Annotated in this window: 18 protein-coding genes; 12 read left to right on the forward strand and 6 right to left on the reverse strand. The window is 58.1% G+C overall.

The features are described from left to right. The first annotated feature begins 54 nt into the window (after positions 1–54). The 11 genes from ACFOTD_RS09925 (at position 55) to ACFOTD_RS09975 (ending at position 11503) form a co-directional block, all read left to right on the forward strand. Positions 55–939: a carbohydrate ABC transporter permease gene (locus tag ACFOTD_RS09925; RefSeq protein WP_378118169.1), complete on the forward strand. Its 885-nt coding sequence runs from the start codon at positions 55–57 to the stop codon at positions 937–939. Continuing rightward, on the forward strand, positions 939–1772 hold the full coding sequence (locus ACFOTD_RS09930) for a carbohydrate ABC transporter permease (RefSeq protein ID WP_378118170.1): 834 nt from the start codon (positions 939–941) through the stop codon (positions 1770–1772). Before ACFOTD_RS09925 ends, ACFOTD_RS09930 begins: the two co-directional genes overlap by 1 nt. Before the next feature lie 42 nt (positions 1773–1814). Beyond that, positions 1815–2519, forward strand: a complete 705-nt coding sequence (locus ACFOTD_RS09935) for a PIG-L deacetylase family protein (RefSeq protein WP_378118172.1) — start codon at positions 1815–1817, stop codon at positions 2517–2519. Positions 2520–2538: 19 nt separating this feature from the next. Next, the gene (locus ACFOTD_RS09940; protein WP_378118174.1) at positions 2539–4146 is read left to right on the forward strand and encodes a hypothetical protein; all 1608 of its coding nucleotides are present in this window, start codon (positions 2539–2541) and stop codon (positions 4144–4146) included. A gap of 2 nt (positions 4147–4148) precedes the next feature. Then, a complete protein-coding gene (locus ACFOTD_RS09945) occupies positions 4149–5189 on the forward strand; it encodes a zinc-dependent alcohol dehydrogenase (protein WP_378118175.1) in 1041 nt (346 codons plus the stop codon). Between the two features lie 32 nt (positions 5190–5221). Further along, the gene (locus ACFOTD_RS09950; protein ID WP_378118177.1) at positions 5222–6382 is read left to right on the forward strand and encodes a mandelate racemase/muconate lactonizing enzyme family protein; all 1161 of its coding nucleotides are present in this window, start codon (positions 5222–5224) and stop codon (positions 6380–6382) included. Then, positions 6383–7288, forward strand: coding sequence for a DMT family transporter (locus ACFOTD_RS09955; RefSeq protein WP_378118179.1), 906 nt, complete (start codon positions 6383–6385; stop codon positions 7286–7288). Positions 7289–7302: 14 nt separating this feature from the next. Next, positions 7303–8361, forward strand: coding sequence for an SGNH/GDSL hydrolase family protein (locus tag ACFOTD_RS09960; RefSeq protein ID WP_378118181.1), 1059 nt, complete (start codon positions 7303–7305; stop codon positions 8359–8361). Between the two features lie 36 nt (positions 8362–8397). Next, a complete protein-coding gene (locus ACFOTD_RS09965; protein WP_378118183.1) occupies positions 8398–9276 on the forward strand; it encodes an SMP-30/gluconolactonase/LRE family protein in 879 nt (292 codons plus the stop codon). A 67-nt stretch (positions 9277–9343) separates the two neighbouring features. Further along, a complete protein-coding gene (locus ACFOTD_RS09970) occupies positions 9344–10489 on the forward strand; it encodes a trans-sulfuration enzyme family protein (protein ID WP_378118185.1) in 1146 nt (381 codons plus the stop codon). A gap of 51 nt (positions 10490–10540) precedes the next feature. Beyond that, a complete protein-coding gene (locus ACFOTD_RS09975; RefSeq protein WP_378118187.1) occupies positions 10541–11503 on the forward strand; it encodes a C-terminal binding protein in 963 nt (320 codons plus the stop codon). A gap of 77 nt (positions 11504–11580) precedes the next feature. On the opposite strand, the gene ACFOTD_RS09980 is transcribed toward ACFOTD_RS09975, so the two are convergent. The 3 genes from ACFOTD_RS09980 to ACFOTD_RS09990 all read right to left on the reverse strand — a co-directional run bounded on the left by ACFOTD_RS09980 (position 11581) and on the right by ACFOTD_RS09990 (position 14190). Then, a complete protein-coding gene (locus tag ACFOTD_RS09980; RefSeq protein ID WP_378118189.1) occupies positions 11581–12474 on the reverse strand; it encodes a fumarylacetoacetate hydrolase family protein in 894 nt (297 codons plus the stop codon). Positions 12475–12508: 34 nt separating this feature from the next. Beyond that, complete coding sequence (locus ACFOTD_RS09985) at positions 12509–13282, reverse strand: SDR family NAD(P)-dependent oxidoreductase (RefSeq protein WP_378118191.1); 774 nt, start codon at positions 13280–13282, stop codon at positions 12509–12511. A 149-nt stretch (positions 13283–13431) separates the two neighbouring features. After that, complete coding sequence (locus ACFOTD_RS09990) at positions 13432–14190, reverse strand: IclR family transcriptional regulator (protein ID WP_378118193.1); 759 nt, start codon at positions 14188–14190, stop codon at positions 13432–13434. A gap of 113 nt (positions 14191–14303) precedes the next feature. On the opposite strand from ACFOTD_RS09990, the gene ACFOTD_RS09995 reads away from it, so the two are divergent. Continuing rightward, entirely contained in the window at positions 14304–14573 is a 270-nt protein-coding gene (locus ACFOTD_RS09995) for a YolD-like family protein (RefSeq protein ID WP_378118195.1), read from the forward strand. A gap of 30 nt (positions 14574–14603) precedes the next feature. Here the strand turns inward: ACFOTD_RS09995 and ACFOTD_RS10000 are convergent, their stop codons facing one another. The 3 genes from ACFOTD_RS10000 to ACFOTD_RS10010 all read right to left on the reverse strand — a co-directional run bounded on the left by ACFOTD_RS10000 (position 14604) and on the right by ACFOTD_RS10010 (position 17392). Further along, the gene (locus tag ACFOTD_RS10000; RefSeq protein ID WP_378118197.1) at positions 14604–15602 is read right to left on the reverse strand and encodes a zinc-dependent alcohol dehydrogenase; all 999 of its coding nucleotides are present in this window, start codon (positions 15600–15602) and stop codon (positions 14604–14606) included. Between the two features lie 100 nt (positions 15603–15702). Continuing rightward, entirely contained in the window at positions 15703–16542 is an 840-nt protein-coding gene (locus ACFOTD_RS10005; RefSeq protein ID WP_378118199.1) for a helix-turn-helix domain-containing protein, read from the reverse strand. Next, on the reverse strand, positions 16532–17392 hold the full coding sequence (locus ACFOTD_RS10010; RefSeq protein WP_378118201.1) for an AraC family transcriptional regulator: 861 nt from the start codon (positions 17390–17392) through the stop codon (positions 16532–16534). Before ACFOTD_RS10010 ends, ACFOTD_RS10005 begins: the two co-directional genes overlap by 11 nt. Between the last annotated feature and the right edge of the window lie 42 nt (positions 17393–17434).

The following is a 17434-nucleotide window of genomic DNA, read 5'->3' on the forward strand; positions in this document are numbered from 1 at the left end:
GGATAATCCTATGAGACTTTCAGGGGATTATCCCTTTTAAGAAAGGTGGTTGCTATGGTTCCCAAAATGATTTTGAAAAATTACCCGATTCTCTTTATCGTCCCCGCAGTCATCCTCTACACCGTCTTTTCGATCGTTCCAAGTTTTGTAGGTCTGGCAGCCGCATTTACGGATTGGTCGACGTTTTATCTGTTGAAGCCGACGTTCGTCGGACTGCAAAATTTCAAGGATTTGTTCGAATCGTCCGGGTTTCTCGGCGCGATCAGACACACGTTGGTGTACACCGTGCTGCATACCGTTTTCGTCATCGCGCTCGGTTATGGCCTTGCCATCATTCTGAATAATCAGGTGAAGTTCAAAAATGCGTACCGGGTCATCATCTTCTCCCCGGTCGTGATCAACCCGCTCGTCATTTCCCTGGTATTCAGTGCTCTCTATAATCCAACCTACGGCCCCATTAACACGTTCTTCCGTAAGATCGGGCTCGATTCGCTCGCTCAAAATTGGCTGACGGAACCGAAAATCGCGTTGTACTCCGTCATCATCATGGGCATTTGGGTCGGCTTGGGCTCGACGGTCGTCATCTTCCTCGCGGGCCTGCAATCCGTGTCTGCGGATTTCTACGAATCGGCTACGATCGACGGCGCCGGCGGCTTCAAAAAGTTCCGTTACATCACGCTGCCCCTCACCATGCACGCGTTAACGATCAATACCTTGCTCGTGCTCATTTCCGGCCTGAACGTGTTCGGCGAAGTATACGGCCTGACCAACGGCGGACCGAACGGAGCGACCGAGGTTTTCGGCACCTTTATTTTCGCCAACTTCTCGCAGGGCATGTACGGATACGCTGCGGCGGCAGGCCTCGTCTTCACGGTTGTAGTTAGTATCTCCAGCTTTACGCTTCTTGGCTTGTTTAAGAAAATGGAGGTCGAATACTAATGCAGCTGCTTAAGAGATGGAGGCTTACGCCGACGCGGGCCATCCTGGAAATATTGATGATCGCCGTCGCCCTTTGTTACTTGATCCCGATCTGGATGGTGTTCTCCAACTCGCTTAAGGATTCGACGGGCGCGGGCCTCATGGGCTTGTCGCTGCCGTCCAAGCCGGTGTGGGACAATTACGCGATCGTATTCAGGGAGTCCAACATTTTAAGAGGCTTGTATAACGGCCTGCTGCTGGGTCTGATCACGGTCGTATCCAATGTCGTCGTCGCTTCGATGTGCTCTTTTTACCTGGCCAGAATCAAAGGGAAGATTTCTACTTTCTTTTATAACTACTTTATCGCCGGCCTGATCGTTCCCGGTTCGATCATTCCGATCTACCTGGAAATGCGTATTCTTCACTTGAACAACACATATATTGGTTTGGTCATGCTCTTCGTTACCGCCACGATCCCCTTCGGCATTTTCCTGTTCACCGGGTTCATCAAGACGATTCCCCGCGAGATCGACGAAGCTGCGATTATCGACGGCAGCAATCCCTACCAGCTGTATTTCCGAATCGTTTTTCCTTTGTTAAAGCCCGTAACCATTACGGTATCGATATTCGTCTTTATCGCCGTTTGGAACAACGTTGCTTATTATCTGTACTTCTCCAAATCGACGCAATACCCGCTGCCGCTCAGCATTTACTCTTTCTTCGGGAAGTACAGCCAGAGCTGGAACCTGGTATTCGCGGACATTCTGGTAGGCATCATTCCTTGTTTGATTCTGTTCATGTTCGCGCAGAAGTACATGGTGTCCGGCATTACCGCGGGCGCTGTCAAAGGATAAGAAGAAACGACCATTCCAAAGGCGAAGAGGAGAGGATTCGGCATGAACATTTTGGCGATTGGCGCGCATCCGGACGATATCGAGGTGTTTTGCGCAGGAACGCTGCTGAAGTACAAGCAGCAAGGACACGACATTTTTATTGCGCTGACGACGAGCGGGAACATCGGCTCCAACGAGTATGACAGCCGGGAAGAAATCGCGCAGGCGAGGGAGCAGGAGCAGTTGGAGGCGGCCACGCTCCTCGGAGCGGAAGTGAAGTTCCTCAGGTTCGACGACCAGGGACTGCAGGACACGCCCGAGACGAGGCGCGCCGTCATCAACGCGATCCGCTGGGCGAATCCGGACGTGATCCTGGTCAATTATCCGGGAGATCCGAGCACGGATCATGCCATCACCGGGAAAATCGTGAGCGAAGTCATCCTGTCGATTCCCGGCAAGCTCATTCCTGCGGACGAGCCGCCGATCGCCAAAAATCCTTCTCTCTTCTATTATGCCACGCCGGTCGGCATCGGCTTCGAGCCGGAAGTGTACGTGGACATTACCGACGTATTCGAGTCGAAAAAGGAAGCCTTGGCCCTGCACAAGAGCCAATATGCGTGGATGGACGTGTATCAGACCCACGGCTTGCTCGACATTTTGGAGATCACCGACAAATTCAGAGGGCTTCAGGCAGGGTTCGTCTACGCCGAAGGCTTCAGAGCTTTCCGGATCCACGGCTATATGCCGAACTTCAAATTACTTCCGTAAAGGTGGAGGGCTGCAGGCTATGAAACTGCAATATAGTATGGCTCACGAACCTTTGCTCGACCTGGCGACGAGAGACGCCTTAGTCGAACAGATGAAAGCAGCCGGCATTCAGAAAGTTTGGATCGCCGGATTTTTCTCGGGCAAAATGGTCGACCTCGAAGAACTGAAGGAAGCGAAGGCGTTCGCCGAGTCGCATGGCTTTGAGGTCGGCTCGGTCACGATCCCGATCGGGCACCCGGGCAACGCGCTCAATCCGGACGACCCCGACCTCGACCTGGAGATTCCGAAAACCTGGCATTACCGGGTGGACAACCTGGGAGAAACGGTGTATTTCTGCGGCGCGGTCGATCGCTGCCTGATCGAGGACAACGGTAGAGCCGCGAGGCTGCTGCGCGAGGCCGGCTTCCGGGAAGTGTTCCTGGACGACGACCTGCGCGTCGGCAATTTTAACGAAAATATCGAAGGCTGTTATTGCAATGCGTGCCTATCGGAATTTAACGGAAAATATAATCGCTCTGAGACGCGAGAGTCGTTGATGGCGCAGCTGACGAAGAAGGTCAACCCGGAATTGGCGAAGGATTGGGTAGCCTTCCAATGCGACAAGATTACGGCGGTCATGGAAGCGACGGATCAGGAAGGCGTCCAGGCCGGCATTATGGTCATGCACTTCGGCGACGAACGGCACGGGATCGATATTCCCGCGATCCGCGAGCGCATCCCGGACGCGCTGTTCCGGGTCGGCGAGCTGCAGTTTAACGACGGGAGCTTTACGAAGCCGTACGCCAAAGCGGAAGAAATGCTGGGTATCGCCTATCATCTCAATTTCCTGGACAAACGGCTCGCTTACAGCGAATCTACCATTTTCCCGCCGCGCTCTCTCAAGGAGCATAACCTGGTGTACAAGGCAAAAATGGCGATCGCTTCAGGGCTGGAGAACGTTCTCTTCATGAGCGGGACATGGGTGCTGGAAGAAAGCTATTGGAAAGCGATTGCGGATGCGCTTCCAGTGCTGCGGGAGCTGGATCTGGCGACTGCTGGCGCGGCAAGAAGCTATCCCGTGCATCTTGCCTACGGCACGCACGGCGCTTATGCGGAGCCGATCGTACCGACAAGCCTGCCGGTGCTGGCGGGGCTGCCGGTCAAGCCGGTCCGCGCGGACCAGGGCAGCGAAGACGGACAGCTGCTGCTGTTTTTCGGCGATTATGAGCTGACGGCGGAATGGGAGAAGAAGCTGTCTTCCTACCGGGAGGTCATATTCGACCGGACGGCTGCGCACAGAAACAAAGAGGCGCTGGATCGGTTGATGCCGGAAGCTGCGCATCTGAAGATCTGGGATTATAAAACGACGACGAGGCCTGCCAACGAAGAGATCGCTTCGCTTCAACGGCGTGCGGACGAGGACGAGTGGCAGTTCCCGCGCATCGTCGAAGGGAGCAATATCGGCTTGATCTGGCTTGAGGAGACGGGCAAGGCCATTTTGTTCAACCTGCTCGAGACGGACAACCATGGAGCGGTAAGGATCGCGGGCACGCAGCACGCCGTCTCCTTGAAGCCATTATCCTTCGCAACGATCGACAGCGACGGCGCATGGAGCGAATACGATACCCAGGTCGAACTCGGGGGTTGACGATGCAAAAAAAGATATGGCAGTGGACGGGGTTGAACGAGGTGACGTCATCAGCAGCCGAGCGCGGGGAACCGGGCGCGGGCGAAGCGGAGATCCGCATCGTGTCGATCGGCATTTGCGGTACCGACCTGCATATCATGAGCGGCCACGCCGGCTTCGGCGAGCCGCCGCTCCCGCTCGGCCATGAATTGGCTGGGGTCGTGGAGCGGATCGGTCCCGGCGCAGACGGATGGCAGCCCGGAGACCGCGTGTGCATCGATCCCCTGATCGGGTGCGGCGTCTGCCGCGAATGCCTGGCCGGCAACAAGCACCGCTGCGCGCAGTCCGGCGAGATCGGGCTGCACTATCCCGGGGGCTGGCAGGAGTATCTGGTCGTTCCTGCGGCGAATCTCTACCTGCTGCCGGACGCCGTCGGCTTCGAGGAGGCGACGCAGGCCGAGACGCTGCATTGCTGCCTGGGCGGCATCGATAAATTGAATATTCGACTGGGGTCCCATGCCGCCGTCATCGGGGACGGTCCGACAGGCTTATATTACGTGCAGCTGTTAAAAGCGGCCGGCGCGAGCAAAGTCACTTTGTTCGGCATGCGGGACGGCCGGCTTGAACTGGGGCGCCGGCTCGGCGCGGACGTCACGGTCAACTTGCGGTCGTCAGATACGATAGCGGTTACAGATGCGGTTGCGAGTGCGGATGCGATAGCGATGGAGACGCAGGATATCGCGATCGATGCGGCGGGCAACGAAGCGTCGCTCAAGCTTGGCATCAAGCTGCTGAAGCGGGGCGGCCAGCTGCTGTTGTTCGGGCTGCCCGGCCATCCGATCCTGGCGGACATTCAGACGGTCGTGCTGAAGGAATTAACGCTGGCGGGCTCGACCAATGCGCCGCAGGTATGGCCGCGCGTGCTCGAGCTGATGGCTTCCGGCGGCGTGCAGGTGAAGCCGCTCATCACGCAGCATTATCCGTTCGAGGCGTTGGACCAGGCGATCGCATTCGCCCGGAACGAACCGGACGAGGCGATTAAAATCATCGTCAGCCATTCATAATGAGCCATTCATAAGACTCAGGAGGAACTCCCATGAAAATAACGGCCATCCATACGAAAATGATCAAGATTCCATTCCACAAAGGCGAGAAATGGTCGGGCGGCACCCGGTACAGCGCGCCATCGCTGATCGTGCAGATCGAGACGGACGAAGGCCTGATCGGCATCGGCGAATCGGTCGGACCGACGATCCCGGTCATCCAGACCGTCGTGGACAAGGAGTTCGCCCCGTTCATCATCGGACGCGATCCGATGGAGCTGGAGTCGATCCTGCACCGCCTCGAGGAATACTGCGTCAACTGGAAGCAAATCGGTTACTACGGCATGGCCGGCGTGGAGATGGCGCTGCTCGACCTGCGCGGCAAAATCCTGAACACGCCGGTCTATAATCTGCTGGGCGGCAAAGTGAAGCAGGAAGTCGCCTTCTCCGGTTATATTTTCATCGACAAGCCGGAGAACAACGCCGAAGAAGCGCGCAAGTTCGCCGCTGCGGGATACTCCGAGCTGAAGCTTAAGGTCGGGCGCGACATCGACCTGGATACGCAGCGCGTGAAGGCCGTGCGCGAAGCGGTGGGACCGAAGATGAAAATCCGCATCGACGCGAACCAGAACTGGAGCGTGCCGACCGCGATCAAGGCGATCCGCAAGATGGAGAAGTACGATCTGCAGATGGTCGAGCAGCCGACGCGTTATGATGACGTGGACGGCATGGCTGCCGTCGCCCGCGCCGTCGACGTGCCGATTATCGCCGATGAAGGCTGCGCCACCTACGAGGATGCCCTGCGGTTGATCGACAAGCGCGCTTGCGCATGCTTCCTGGTGTACCCGTCCGAAGCGGGCGGCATTCTTAAGGCCAAGCAGATCGTCGATCTCGCCAATCATGCGGGCATCTGGTGCGTGACGGGCAGCTGGGCCGAGACCGGCATCGGCACGCTCGGCAACGTGCACATGGTCGCATCGTCGCGGAACTTCCCGTTCGCGAACGACACACATCTGAAGTTCATGAAGGGCGATCTGCTTCGCGAAGAGCTCGTATTCAACAACGGCGCCATCGCGGTGCCCGACCGTCCGGGCTTCGGCATCGACCTGGACATCACGAAGCTCGACCGCTTCGGCGAGAACTTCGAGCGGGAAATGGTGTTCTACGATCCGCAGGATCCGCAGTTCCAGCCGCGCATCGGGCAGCTTCTGTAAGTGATCCGACCGGTCATTTTTAAATTACTGGCCGTCTCCATCCTGTGGGGCTGCAACTATGTGGCGAGCGCCTACCTGCTGCGGGAATTTTCGCCGATCTTGCTCGCTTTGTCCAGGCTCATCGTCACCTCGATGTTTCTGATAAGCGTCGGTTGGATGAGTCAAGCGGTGAAGAAGCCGACCCGGCGCGAATGGATGTGGCTCGTATTGGTCGGCTTGACCAGCTCCCTGATGTACCAGATCTTTTACTTTGTCGGACTGACGCACACCAGCGCGGGGAATGCGGCGTTGATCATCGCCCTGTCGCCGATCGCCACGACGTTTCTGGCTCGGGCTTTTCTTAAGGAAAAGGTTACCGGCTTCAAGATCGCCGGCGCGCTGACGGCGCTCGTCGGCGTAGCGGTCATCGTGCTGAACGGCGGCAAGGTTACGGGCGTCTCGCACGGGGACTTTTTCATTCTGCTCGCGATGCTGACGCTGGCCGTAAGCGTATTGCTGATCCGCAAGGCGACGGAAACGATGAAGTCGATCGACGTTACGATTTATTCGACGCTCATCGGCACGGCGCTGTTGTTCCCCGCTGCGGGGATCGAATGGGCGCAAGGCCATCTGCATGCGAGCGGCAGCCCGTGGACCTGGGCGACGCTGATCGTCGTCGCGTTGATCGCGCAAGGCCTGGCCGGCTTGTGGTGGAACCAGGGCATCTCCGTAGCGGGCGCTTCGACGAGCGCGATGTTCATGAACATTCCGCCGTTCGTGGCCATATTGGTCGCCTATATCGTGCTCGGGGATCCGATTATGCTGACGCAGATCGCGGGCGGCGTACTGATCGTCGTCGGCGTTGCCGTATCCAACAAGAAGCGGGCAGGCCAAGCGATTCCCGCGAATACGGTTACCAGAGGATAAGGAGGCAGCGGGATATGAACCGACCGACTGGCGAAGCGGAGGAGCTGCGCTGGCATTTGCCCGGCGACGCTCCCTTTCAGATCGCAGGGTTCGCGTGGTGGAGGGCGGAGCGCAAGTACCGTCGCCTGCCTGCCGTAGAGCCGGGCGCGATTCGCGAGATTCTGGACGAACTGGCGGACAACACGGCCGGCGGACAGATTCGTTTTGCGACCGACGCCACCAAGCTGGTTATCAAGGCCAAGCTGTTCGCGCCCAGCGTCGCAGAGCATGTCGCCGCCACCGCGGTGAATGGCTTCGATTGTTATTTAGGCAAACCCGGCTCGCAGTTCTATTACGGAACGACCCGGTTCGCCCACGACGCAGACGAATACGAGTACGTATTCTTTGAAAATTTGCAGCGTAAAACGCGTTATGTAACGCTTCATTTCCCGTTGTTCCAGGGCGTGCATGACGTGCAAATCGGGACGAACGCGGATGCAGGCATTTTTGAATTTCCGAGTTATGCCGCGAAGAGCAAGATCGTTTTTTACGGGACTTCAATTACGCAGGGCGGCTGCGTATCGAGGCCCGGTATGTCCTTTACGAACCTTTTAAGCCGGCGTTTCGACATGGAATTCATCAATTTGGGTTTTTCGGGCAACGGCAAGGGCGATCCGGAGATCGCGCGGATGATCGGCGACATTGAAGATCCGGCCTGTATCGTCGTGGACTACGATGCCAACAACGTGCACGCGGACGACTTGATCCGCACGATGCCCGAGTTCCTGCGCATCCTGCGCAGCAAGCATGCAGAGGTGCCGATTCTCGTTTTATCGAGAATTCCTTACGGCTACGAGCACACGAATACGGCCTCTTATGAGGACCGCGTGGTCAGAAGGGATTTTCAAAAGGAGCTGGTGGGGTCCTTGCAGCGTGAAGGCGATCGCTTCATTCATTTCCATGACGGGGCCGACCTGCTCGGGGATATCTGGAACGAATGCACCGTTGACGGCGTTCATCCGACCGATCTGGGCCACATGCGGATCGCGGACGGCTTGACGCCGCTGCTTCGAGAAATCCTGCAATACAAATAAACCCCATTATACCGGAGAAACGGGAGGGCGGTAGCGATGACAGACCGGGCGGAGCTCTTGTACGATGCGCGGAATACGCTAGGCGAAGGGCCGTGGTGGGATTCGAACAACGGTTGTCTCTGCTGGACCGACATTACGGATAAGAAGATCCATCGGCTAGAGCCGAATTCGGGGGAGCATCAAAGCGTCAGCATGACGCAGGAGGTCGGCGCATTCGTTCCCGCGCGGGACGGCGGCTTTATTTGCGCGATGCGGGACGGCCTCTACCGCTACGACCCGACTTTGCAATCGGCCGTGCAGATCGTCGAGATCGAGGCGGATCTGCCCGGCAACCGGTTCAACGACGGCAAGTGCGATGCCGCCGGGCGATTCTGGGCGGGGACGATGGACGAAAAAGAGGAAGGTCCGTCCGGCGCCCTGTATTGCTTGGAAGCGGATCTCGGCTGCCGCCAGGTGCTGACGGACGTCACGATCTCCAACGGGCTTGCCTGGAGCGCGGATAACCGGACGATGTACTATATCGATTCGACGACCCGGGAAGTCGTCGCGTTCGATTACGATCTCGGGACGGGGAACGTGGCGGCGCCAAGGACGGTCATTCGCATCGGCGACGACGAGGGGCTCCCGGACGGGATGACGATCGACAGGGAAGGCATGCTCTGGATCGCGATCTGGGGCGGAGGCAAGGTCGTTCGCTTCAATCCCGCGACCGGCGAGCGCCTGCAGACCGTCGCCGTCGCCGCATCGCACGTCACTTCCTGCGCGTTCGGCGGCGAGCTGCTGGACGAACTGTATATTACGACGGCCAGGCAAGGCCTCAGCGAGCGACAGTTGATCGACGAGCCGAACGCCGGGGGCGTCTTTCGCTTCAAGACCGCGACGCAAGGTTTTGCGACGGTGCCTTTCGGCGGTTAACGCCGTCCGCACGGTATGGGCCCTGAGATTCGAAGGCTTACCATTACATCAATCGGAGTGAAGTCCTATGCGCATGCAGACGATGCTTGCCCATTTCGGCGAAGAAACTTTTCACGGGGCGGTCGTGCCTCCTTTATTCTTGAATTCTTTGTTTACGGCCAATTCGTATGACGAGATGAAGTCGGAGGCGCCGTACCGTTATTCGCGCATGGGCAATCCAACGACGGACATGCTGGAAAAAAAGCTGGCGGCGCTCGATAACGGGGAAGCCGCCAAAGTGTTCGCGTCCGGCATGGCGGCGGTCTCTACCGCGCTGCTTCATTTTTTGAAGCAGGGCGATCATGTGATCTGCAGCTATCCGATCTACGGCGGCACCTATGCCATGCTGTCCGGATGGATGGCGCGTTATGGCGTGACCTGCGATTTCGTGGACTTCCGCGATTTGGATAACATTCGCGACGCCGTGAAGCCGAACACCCGCATGCTGTATACGGAAGGTTACTCCACGATGTTCATGGACGTCTTCGATCTTCGCGGCGCGATCGCGATCGCCAGGGAGCATGGATTGGTGTCCGTCATCGACAATACCTGCGCGACGCCAGCGACGCTCAAGCCTCTCGATTGGGGCTTCGACGTCGTCGTACATTCGTTGTCCAAGTATTTGTCGGGTCACAGCGACTTGACCGGCGGCGTCGTCGTCTCCAGCCAGGATACGATTCGCAAGCTTACCGCAATGGAGATCGGCGTGATCGGAGGCGCGCTTCCCCCTTTTGACGCGTGGCTCGCCACTCGGGGGCTTCGCACGTTCGGGCTGCGGATGAAGCAGCACGGCGAATCGGCCATGCGCGTCGCTGCGCTGCTGGACGGTCATCCACAGGTGGAGCGGGTGAACTACCCGCTGCTCCCGGGCCATCCCCAGCATGAGCTTGCCGTCTCCCAGATGAGCGGGCCGACGGGGCTGCTCAGCTTTGAGCTGCGCGGGGGAGAACCGGCGGTACGCAAGTTCGTGGATAGCCTGCATTGGTTCAAGATCGGCGTCAGCTGGGGCGGCTTCGAGAGCCTCGTCTATGCGACGGCGATCGGCTGGCAGCAGGACGCGGTCGTCGGGACCGAATACGAGAGCAGAATCGACAAGCTGGTGCGGCTGTCGGTCGGCCTGGAGGACACGGAGGATTTGCTGGAGGACGTAGAGCAGGCCTTGGCGCAGCTATAGCGGCCGCGAAGTACAAGAGAAAGCTTAAAGGAAAGGAACGGCGACTGCTGCATGAATAGAATTGCTCTGGTCAATTTTTCGACCGTCGATTATACGATTGAGGAAAACATACTGCGTGAAGCCGGCTGCGAAGTGGACGTTTACGACGGCGTTGCGACAGCGGAATTGCCGGAGACGGTGAAGGATGCCGAGGTGCTGGTCGTCCAGCTGCAGCAAGTGACGGAAGCGCTGCTGGCGCGCATGCCCAGCTTGAAGCTGATCGCCCGGGAAGGCATCGGCCTGGACAGCATCCCGGTGCAGGCGGCGAGCAAGCGCGGGATAACGGTCATGAACGTGCCGGACTATTGCCTAGAGGAAGTGGCCGTCCATGCCGTCAGCCTGCTGCTCGCGTCGCACCGCAAGCTGTTTCCGGCTTCGACGCTCGTTCGCGGGGGACAATGGACGCGCATGCCCGAGCTTAAGCCGATCTTCGCCTTGTCGGAGCTGACGCTCGGCTTGATCGGCATGGGACGCATCGGCGCGCAAGTCATCACCCGCATGCGGGGCTTCGGCTGCCGGATTATCGTGAGCGACCCGTACTTGAGCCAGGCCAACGTCCCCGAGGGCGTCGAGCTCGTATCGCTGGACGAGCTGCTCGCGCAGTCCGATCTGATCTCGCTGCACTGCCCGTACGTGGAAGAAACGAAGCACATCATCAATGCGCAGAACATCGCCAAAATGAAGAAGAAGCCTGTGCTGATCAACGTCTCGCGCGGACCGCTCATTCATGAAGGCGATTTGCTGGATGCGCTGAATCGTGGGGATATTTCCTTTGCGGGGCTGGACGTGCTGACGGACGAGCCGCCTGCCGACGATCATCCGCTGCTGAATCATCCGCGAGCGATCGTCACCAACCATATCGCCTGGTACTCCGAGCAGTCCGAGGCGCGGCTGCGGAATCTGACGTCTACGCGCATCATCGATTTCCTCGAGGGACGAGCGATTCCGAATGTCGTGAACAAAAAGGACTTGTGAAATAGCAAAACGGGATGAAGCAAAATTCCTCTGCTTCATCCCGTTTGTGTTTTGATGCTTACGGAGTTGATCCGTTCTTATTCGTCCACCATCCGGTTCGTGAGGGAGCCCAGCTTTTCGATCTCGATCGTGACGATATCCCCGTGCTTCAGGTACACGCGCTTTTCTTTGGGGAGGCCGAGGACGACGCCTTCGGGGGTGCCCGTCAGAATCACGTCTCCGGGATACAAGGTCATATGCTGCGAAACGTAGCTGACGATCTCGTCGCACGGGAAAATCATGTCCGAGGTGTTGGAGTTCTGGCGGACTTCGCCGTTGACGATGGATCGCATGGCGAGCGCGTTCGGATCGCCGACTTCTTCGGCCGTGACGAGGTACGGGCCGAGCGGGCTGAATTTGTCGAGCGATTTGCCGAGCAGCCATTGATGCGTGCGCATCTGCAAATCTCTCGCCGACAGATCGTTGACGCAGCAGTAGCCGAATACATAGTCGAGCGCTTCGGCTTGGTCCACGTACTTGGCGTCCCGGCCGATGACGATGGCCAGCTCCGCTTCGTAATCGACTTCGCTCGTCACCCGGTTCGGCAGCGGAATATCGTCGCCATGGGCGGCCAGCGTGTTGCTGAACTTATTGAACAGGATCGGATATTCCGGGATCGGCGCGTTGGACTCCTCGGCATGCTTGCGATAGTTAAGGCCGATGCAGATGATCTTGCCCGGATTCGTCACGCATGGGCCGAAGCGGGCATCGCTCTCCTGCAGCAGGTAGGCTTGCGGTCCTGCCGGCAGCTGCTCGACATAACGTTCAACCGCCGCGACCGCTTCTTTTCCGCCGCGGATCAAGTCCATCGCTTCGGTCGGCACGGCTTGCGCCGGTACCGCTTCCAACGCTTTGCGCAATTGTACGATTTCTTCCCCTCTAACAACGCCTAACGCGAGCTCATCGCCTTCCAGGATCGTTACGAATCTCATCTCTCAAGTCTCCTTATCGCAGTCTCTAAATCTATTATGCATTTTTGCCGAACGTGACGCCACCGTCAATGTAGAGCGGCGAGCCCATCATGAAGCCGGCTTCGTCCGAAGCGAGGAACAGGGCGGCGTTCGCCACGTCTTCGGGCCTGCCCAGCTCGCCGCTGAGCTGGCGGCTCTTGATGGCTTCGATCGCTTTTTCCGGGTCGTCGTAGGAGTTTTTCAGATAGTTTTCGACAAATGGCGTGAAGATGGTGCCCGGCAGCAAGGCGTTCACGCGGATGCCGTAAGGCGCGTAATCCACCTGCATCGACTTGGTCAAGGCGAGGACGGCGCCTTTGGAAGCGGCGTAGGAAGCGCGGCGGGCAAGCCCGATCTCGGCGATGCAAGACGACATGTTGATGATGCAGCCGGATTTGCGCGCCATCATGCTCGGCAGCAAATATTTGCTCGGCAAAAACACGCCGGCGATATTGACGCGCATCACCTTATCCCATTGCTCGAGCTCCAGCTCGTGCAGCGCGCCGACGCCGCTGATGCCGGCATTGTTGAAGAGTACGTCGACGTGCCCGAACGCTTGAAGCGCAGCTTGCGCCATCGCTTCCATCTCTGCGGGGGACGTGACGTCGCCGGGGATAAACGTGGCGCTGCCGCCGTTTTTCTTGATCTCGTCGACCGTCTCCTGGCCCTTGGCCTGGTCGAGATCGTTAATGATGACGGTCGCGCCTTCCTGCGCGAAGCGCAAAGCGGAGCCCTTGCCGATGCCGGAACCCGAACCCGTAATCAAACATACTTTGCCGTTTAGCCGCATATCCGGTATTCACATCCCTTGAGTTTATTATATAAAACTAGATTTATTATATAAAACTAATATAACATCCGTCTTTGATGGCGGTCAATGAAAAAGAACCCGCTTTCAGGCGCTGGAGGCGCTGAAAACGAGTCCTTGTCGGCGGTTCCTTATTGCAAAGAAGACAGCTGCTCCGCCAGCCGCCGCACTTCCGCGAGCGCGATCGGCTTCTTGGCTTCCCAGCGAGGCAGCGGCATCGTGAAGCTGACGGCCGCCGACGGCACGCCGCCCGGGTCTTGGACCGCCGCCGCGATGCACGCGATTCCGTTCACGACTTCTTCCTCGTCCACGGCGTAGCCGAGTTCACGGACGCTCTGGAGCTGCCCGATCAATGCCTCCACGTTCGCGGCGGTTTTTTCGGTAAACCGTTCGAACGCGGCGTCCGCGAACAACGCGCGAATCTGTCCGTCCGGCATATGCGACAAGAGCGCCTTGCCCATGGCAGTCGCATAGGCGGGAATTCGCATGCCCGGCTCGGACACGAGCCGTACGGGCGACGGCGCTTCCTTTTTCGCCAGATACAAAATATGTGTTCCTTCCAGACGGGCAAGCTGTACCGTCTCGCCTACCCGTTCAGCGGCCACCGCCGCCAGGCGCTGAAACTGCGCGACGAGATCGATGCCGGAGAAGTAAGCGCGGCCCAGCGTGGCGAATACGGGGCCAAGGGCGTAGGTTTCGCCTTTTTCCCGATTCACCCAATGCATCGCCTCCATCGTCTGCAGAAGCGAAAACATCGTGCTCTTGTTGATTCCCGTCTCGGACACCAGGTCCATCATTCGCAGCCGGGAAGGGCGGGCCGCGATGCAATGAAGCACTTCATGCGCTCTTTCCAATGCGGGCACCCAATATTTGCGCTCCGAACGCTCCATTCATCTCACCAGGTTTCTATAATAAACTGGGTTTATTATATCACAAGCTCCTTTTCCCCATAACGCCCTCGTTATTTGGTAGAATAGAAGAATTGACTTAAGGAGGTACATCGATGCCAGAGGTGAAGAAGCCCGGAAAGAAATATAAAGCCAAGCGGCCGACGCGCGACGAATTCGAGCTCGAGGAAATGGGAGAGCGTCTGGTGGAAGCCAAGCAAGAGGACAGCACCGTCGTACTGACCGTATGGGACGAACCGGAGCCGGTACGCGGCCGGATCGTGAAGCTGGACGCGCGGACGAGATTGGTCCATGTCCAGACGCTCGAGAAGGTCTTGAAGCTGCCTTTCCTGGACATTATGAGAGTCGACAGCCCCAGAGATTAAACGCGTACCGGCGCAAGTATCGCCCCCCGACTAATTCAAAAGCGTCCAATCGAACAGCACGCCCATGGCCGAACTGCGGTTGTTCGCGAGCAGACCGTAAGCTTCCGGCGCGTCCATAGGCGAATACCGGTGCGTAATGAGCGGACCGATATCCATACGACCCTGGATCAAATATTGAAGGAACAGCCCGGACATCGCGGGATGGTTCCAATCCCGATAATTTTTGAGCGCATGGATGCCCAAAATGGAGATGGAGTCCGACACGACGTTCGGACCGAGCGTTTGCTGCGAAGGGACGGAGGTATCTCCGAGCAGCACGACGCGCCCGAAGGGCTTGACGAGCAAGGTGGCCTGGGCAAGGACGGACGGATGGCCGGTGACGTCGAAGACGACATCGAGCATTTTGCCTTCCGTCGCGGCGCGGACCGCTTCTCTTGCGGCTCCCGCATCCATGGGCAATGGACGGATTCCCGGCTTTTTCGGCAGCAGTTCCAGACGGCTCGCAGCCGGATCGATGGCGAAGATTTCTCTCGCGCCCGATAAGTAAGCATACTGGGCGACCAGTTGGCCCAGCAGGCCGAGACCGACGATGCCGACCGTTTCGCCAAGCTGCAGCTCCGCCCGCCGGACGCCAAGCTGCGTCGTCTTGGCCAAGCTCAGCCAGAGTCCCTGCTCGGCGCTGATTTCCCGCGGCAGCAGGTAGACGTCCCGCGCTTCAATTTTAAAGTATTGCGCATGCGAATGCCCCGCATTGACGCGGTCTCCCGCGCGGATACCCGTCACGTCCGGGCCTGCCTCGAGCACCTCGGCCGTCGTCAGATAGCCGGGCTGAAAGGGGTACTTCACCCATTCCGACCAGTTGGTCCCCGCATCGAATATGCCTCTAAGACATTGCAGCTCCGTTCCGGTGCTGATGAGCGAAGCGACCGACCGGCACAAAATTTCCATTCGCCCGAGCGCCGGGTCGAACGGTTCTTTGCGTATCTCGACTTGCTGCGCCTCGGGAAAAACGACATTCCACGATTCCATTTTACAGCCTCCTCTTAGGGGCTTCTTACGCCCTGATGCTCCTATTGTAGAGGGGAACGCTGTGCTTATCCCAGTGCCTTAATGCGGGGATCGTTAACACTTATACAGGTCTGATTTCGAATACTCGCTTGTACTGGCTGGGCGAGATGCCCGCGTACTTCTTGAACAGCCGGCTGAAGCTCTGCACATCCTGGAATCCGAGGTCGGCGCCGATCTCGGCGACGGTGCGTTCGCCCGCTTCGAGCAAGGATTTGGCCTTGGCGACCTTCATCTCCCGGTGGAGCAGGATCGGGGATTTGCCGAACGTGCGCTTGAACTGATTGCTGACGTATGTCGGATTCATATGCAGCTCATGGGCCAGTTCGGAGAGCGTGAAGTTGGCCTCCGGCCGGGTCGCGATCTTGAGCAGCAGGGACAGGAAGCCCGCGGGCGGCAGGTCCGGATTCGCGGCGACGGATTGGCCGACGGCGCTGTCGAGCAGCACGTATAGCAGCTCAAGCGATTTGGCTTTTTGCAGGATCACCTTGGGGAGATGTCCGTCGTCCGGATGCTGGCAGCGCATGAGCTCGTCGAATACATCCTCGAACCGGCGATGATCGCGCAGCGGATAAATAAACGGGATTCGCAAGAAGGGCAGGACGTCGATCGCGTTTTGGATCCGGTAGGTGAAGTGCCACCAGAGAAACTCCGTCTCCTCGTCGGTATCCTTGTACTGATCGTGCGCAAGCAGCGGAGGAATGAAGATGACGGTGCCCGGCGGAATGTCGTACACGCGGTCCTCGACCCTGAGCTTGGCCGATCCGCTGCGGACGTAAGTCATCATATAGTAATCCTGGATGACGCGATTGCGGTAGTTGATCGACCGCCTGCGGTGATTGTCGAACTTCAGCACGGTCAGCTCGGCGGCCGCCAGCAGGGAACGAAGCGGATTATCCTTCATCTTGGAACCTCGCGCGATATTGGGATGGGGTCTCGCGGTAATATTTTTTAAAAATCCGGCTGAAATACAACTGGTCCTCGAAGCCCGCGAGGCCCGAGATTTGCTTGATGTTCATGCTTGTCCGCTTCATGAGCTCGCAGGCCCGCTGGAGCCGGAACCGGAGGATGTATTGCTGCGGCGTCGTGGACGTGATGCGTTTGAACAATGCGGTGAACCGGTCGACGCTAAGATGGGAAAGCTCCGCCAATCGGCCGACGTATATCTCTTCCGCGTAATGATCGTGGATGTATTTAATCGATTCGTAGATATCGTTGCGCATCCGTCCGGCGTCGAAGCCGCCGTCTCTGGCATTGTGCCTCGCGATCGTGGAAAACAGATAGGACAGCAGGGACGAGGAGGCCAACTCGTAGCCGGGCTTTTTATCCCTCACTTCCGCCATCATCGCTTCGAATAATTCGACCGTACGGCCGTCAACGCCCGTCTGAACCGATTGACTCTCCAACAGCCCCGCCCGGTGCAGCAGCTCCTCCGCGCCATACCCCGTAAAGTGGACCCAATATGCGAAAAACTCCTGTTCCCTGTGGTGGCCGTAGTACTGCTCTTCGAAGGGACGGATCAGAAAAAAGCTGCCGGGGTCGAGAATCCGCTGCTGCCCCCGAAGACGCGCGGTCATCGGCCCGGTATGGTTGTAGGAAAGGTAAAAGTCCTTACGTCCCTGCCTTCGGTGCGTCATTCGGAAAAACGATTCGAACTTGTAGTAGCCGACCGAGTTAATCAGCAAATAATGTCCGGGATCGTTGAAGCCCTTATCGTCTTCGTCTATCAGCCTGTAGAAGCTTTCGAACTCCACGTCTTCGCCCCGCCTTCGGAACGCCCTTGCGGGCCATTTGGC

Origin of the sequence: Cohnella sp. GCM10012308, from assembly GCF_042649185.1 — a bacterium.
Taxonomy (GTDB): Bacteria; Bacillota; Bacilli; order Paenibacillales; family Paenibacillaceae; genus Cohnella.

Coding starts and splice junctions, on each gene's coding strand:
- ACFOTD_RS09925 (WP_378118169.1), top strand. CDS start 55: ATGGTTCCCAAAATGATTTTGAAAAATTACCCGATTCTCTTTATCGTC.
- ACFOTD_RS09930 (WP_378118170.1), top strand. CDS start 939: ATGCAGCTGCTTAAGAGATGGAGGCTTACGCCGACGCGGGCCATCCTG.
- ACFOTD_RS09935 (WP_378118172.1), top strand. CDS start 1,815: ATGAACATTTTGGCGATTGGCGCGCATCCGGACGATATCGAGGTGTTT.
- ACFOTD_RS09940 (WP_378118174.1), top strand. CDS start 2,539: ATGAAACTGCAATATAGTATGGCTCACGAACCTTTGCTCGACCTGGCG.
- ACFOTD_RS09945 (WP_378118175.1), top strand. CDS start 4,149: ATGCAAAAAAAGATATGGCAGTGGACGGGGTTGAACGAGGTGACGTCA.
- ACFOTD_RS09950 (WP_378118177.1), top strand. CDS start 5,222: ATGAAAATAACGGCCATCCATACGAAAATGATCAAGATTCCATTCCAC.
- ACFOTD_RS09960 (WP_378118181.1), top strand. CDS start 7,303: ATGAACCGACCGACTGGCGAAGCGGAGGAGCTGCGCTGGCATTTGCCC.
- ACFOTD_RS09965 (WP_378118183.1), top strand. CDS start 8,398: ATGACAGACCGGGCGGAGCTCTTGTACGATGCGCGGAATACGCTAGGC.
- ACFOTD_RS09970 (WP_378118185.1), top strand. CDS start 9,344: ATGCGCATGCAGACGATGCTTGCCCATTTCGGCGAAGAAACTTTTCAC.
- ACFOTD_RS09975 (WP_378118187.1), top strand. CDS start 10,541: ATGAATAGAATTGCTCTGGTCAATTTTTCGACCGTCGATTATACGATT.
- ACFOTD_RS09980 (WP_378118189.1), bottom strand. CDS start 12,474: ATGAGATTCGTAACGATCCTGGAAGGCGATGAGCTCGCGTTAGGCGTT.
- ACFOTD_RS09985 (WP_378118191.1), bottom strand. CDS start 13,282: ATGCGGCTAAACGGCAAAGTATGTTTGATTACGGGTTCGGGTTCCGGC.
- ACFOTD_RS09990 (WP_378118193.1), bottom strand. CDS start 14,190: ATGGAGCGTTCGGAGCGCAAATATTGGGTGCCCGCATTGGAAAGAGCG.
- ACFOTD_RS09995 (WP_378118195.1), top strand. CDS start 14,304: ATGCCAGAGGTGAAGAAGCCCGGAAAGAAATATAAAGCCAAGCGGCCG.
- ACFOTD_RS10000 (WP_378118197.1), bottom strand. CDS start 15,602: ATGGAATCGTGGAATGTCGTTTTTCCCGAGGCGCAGCAAGTCGAGATA.
- ACFOTD_RS10005 (WP_378118199.1), bottom strand. CDS start 16,542: ATGAAGGATAATCCGCTTCGTTCCCTGCTGGCGGCCGCCGAGCTGACC.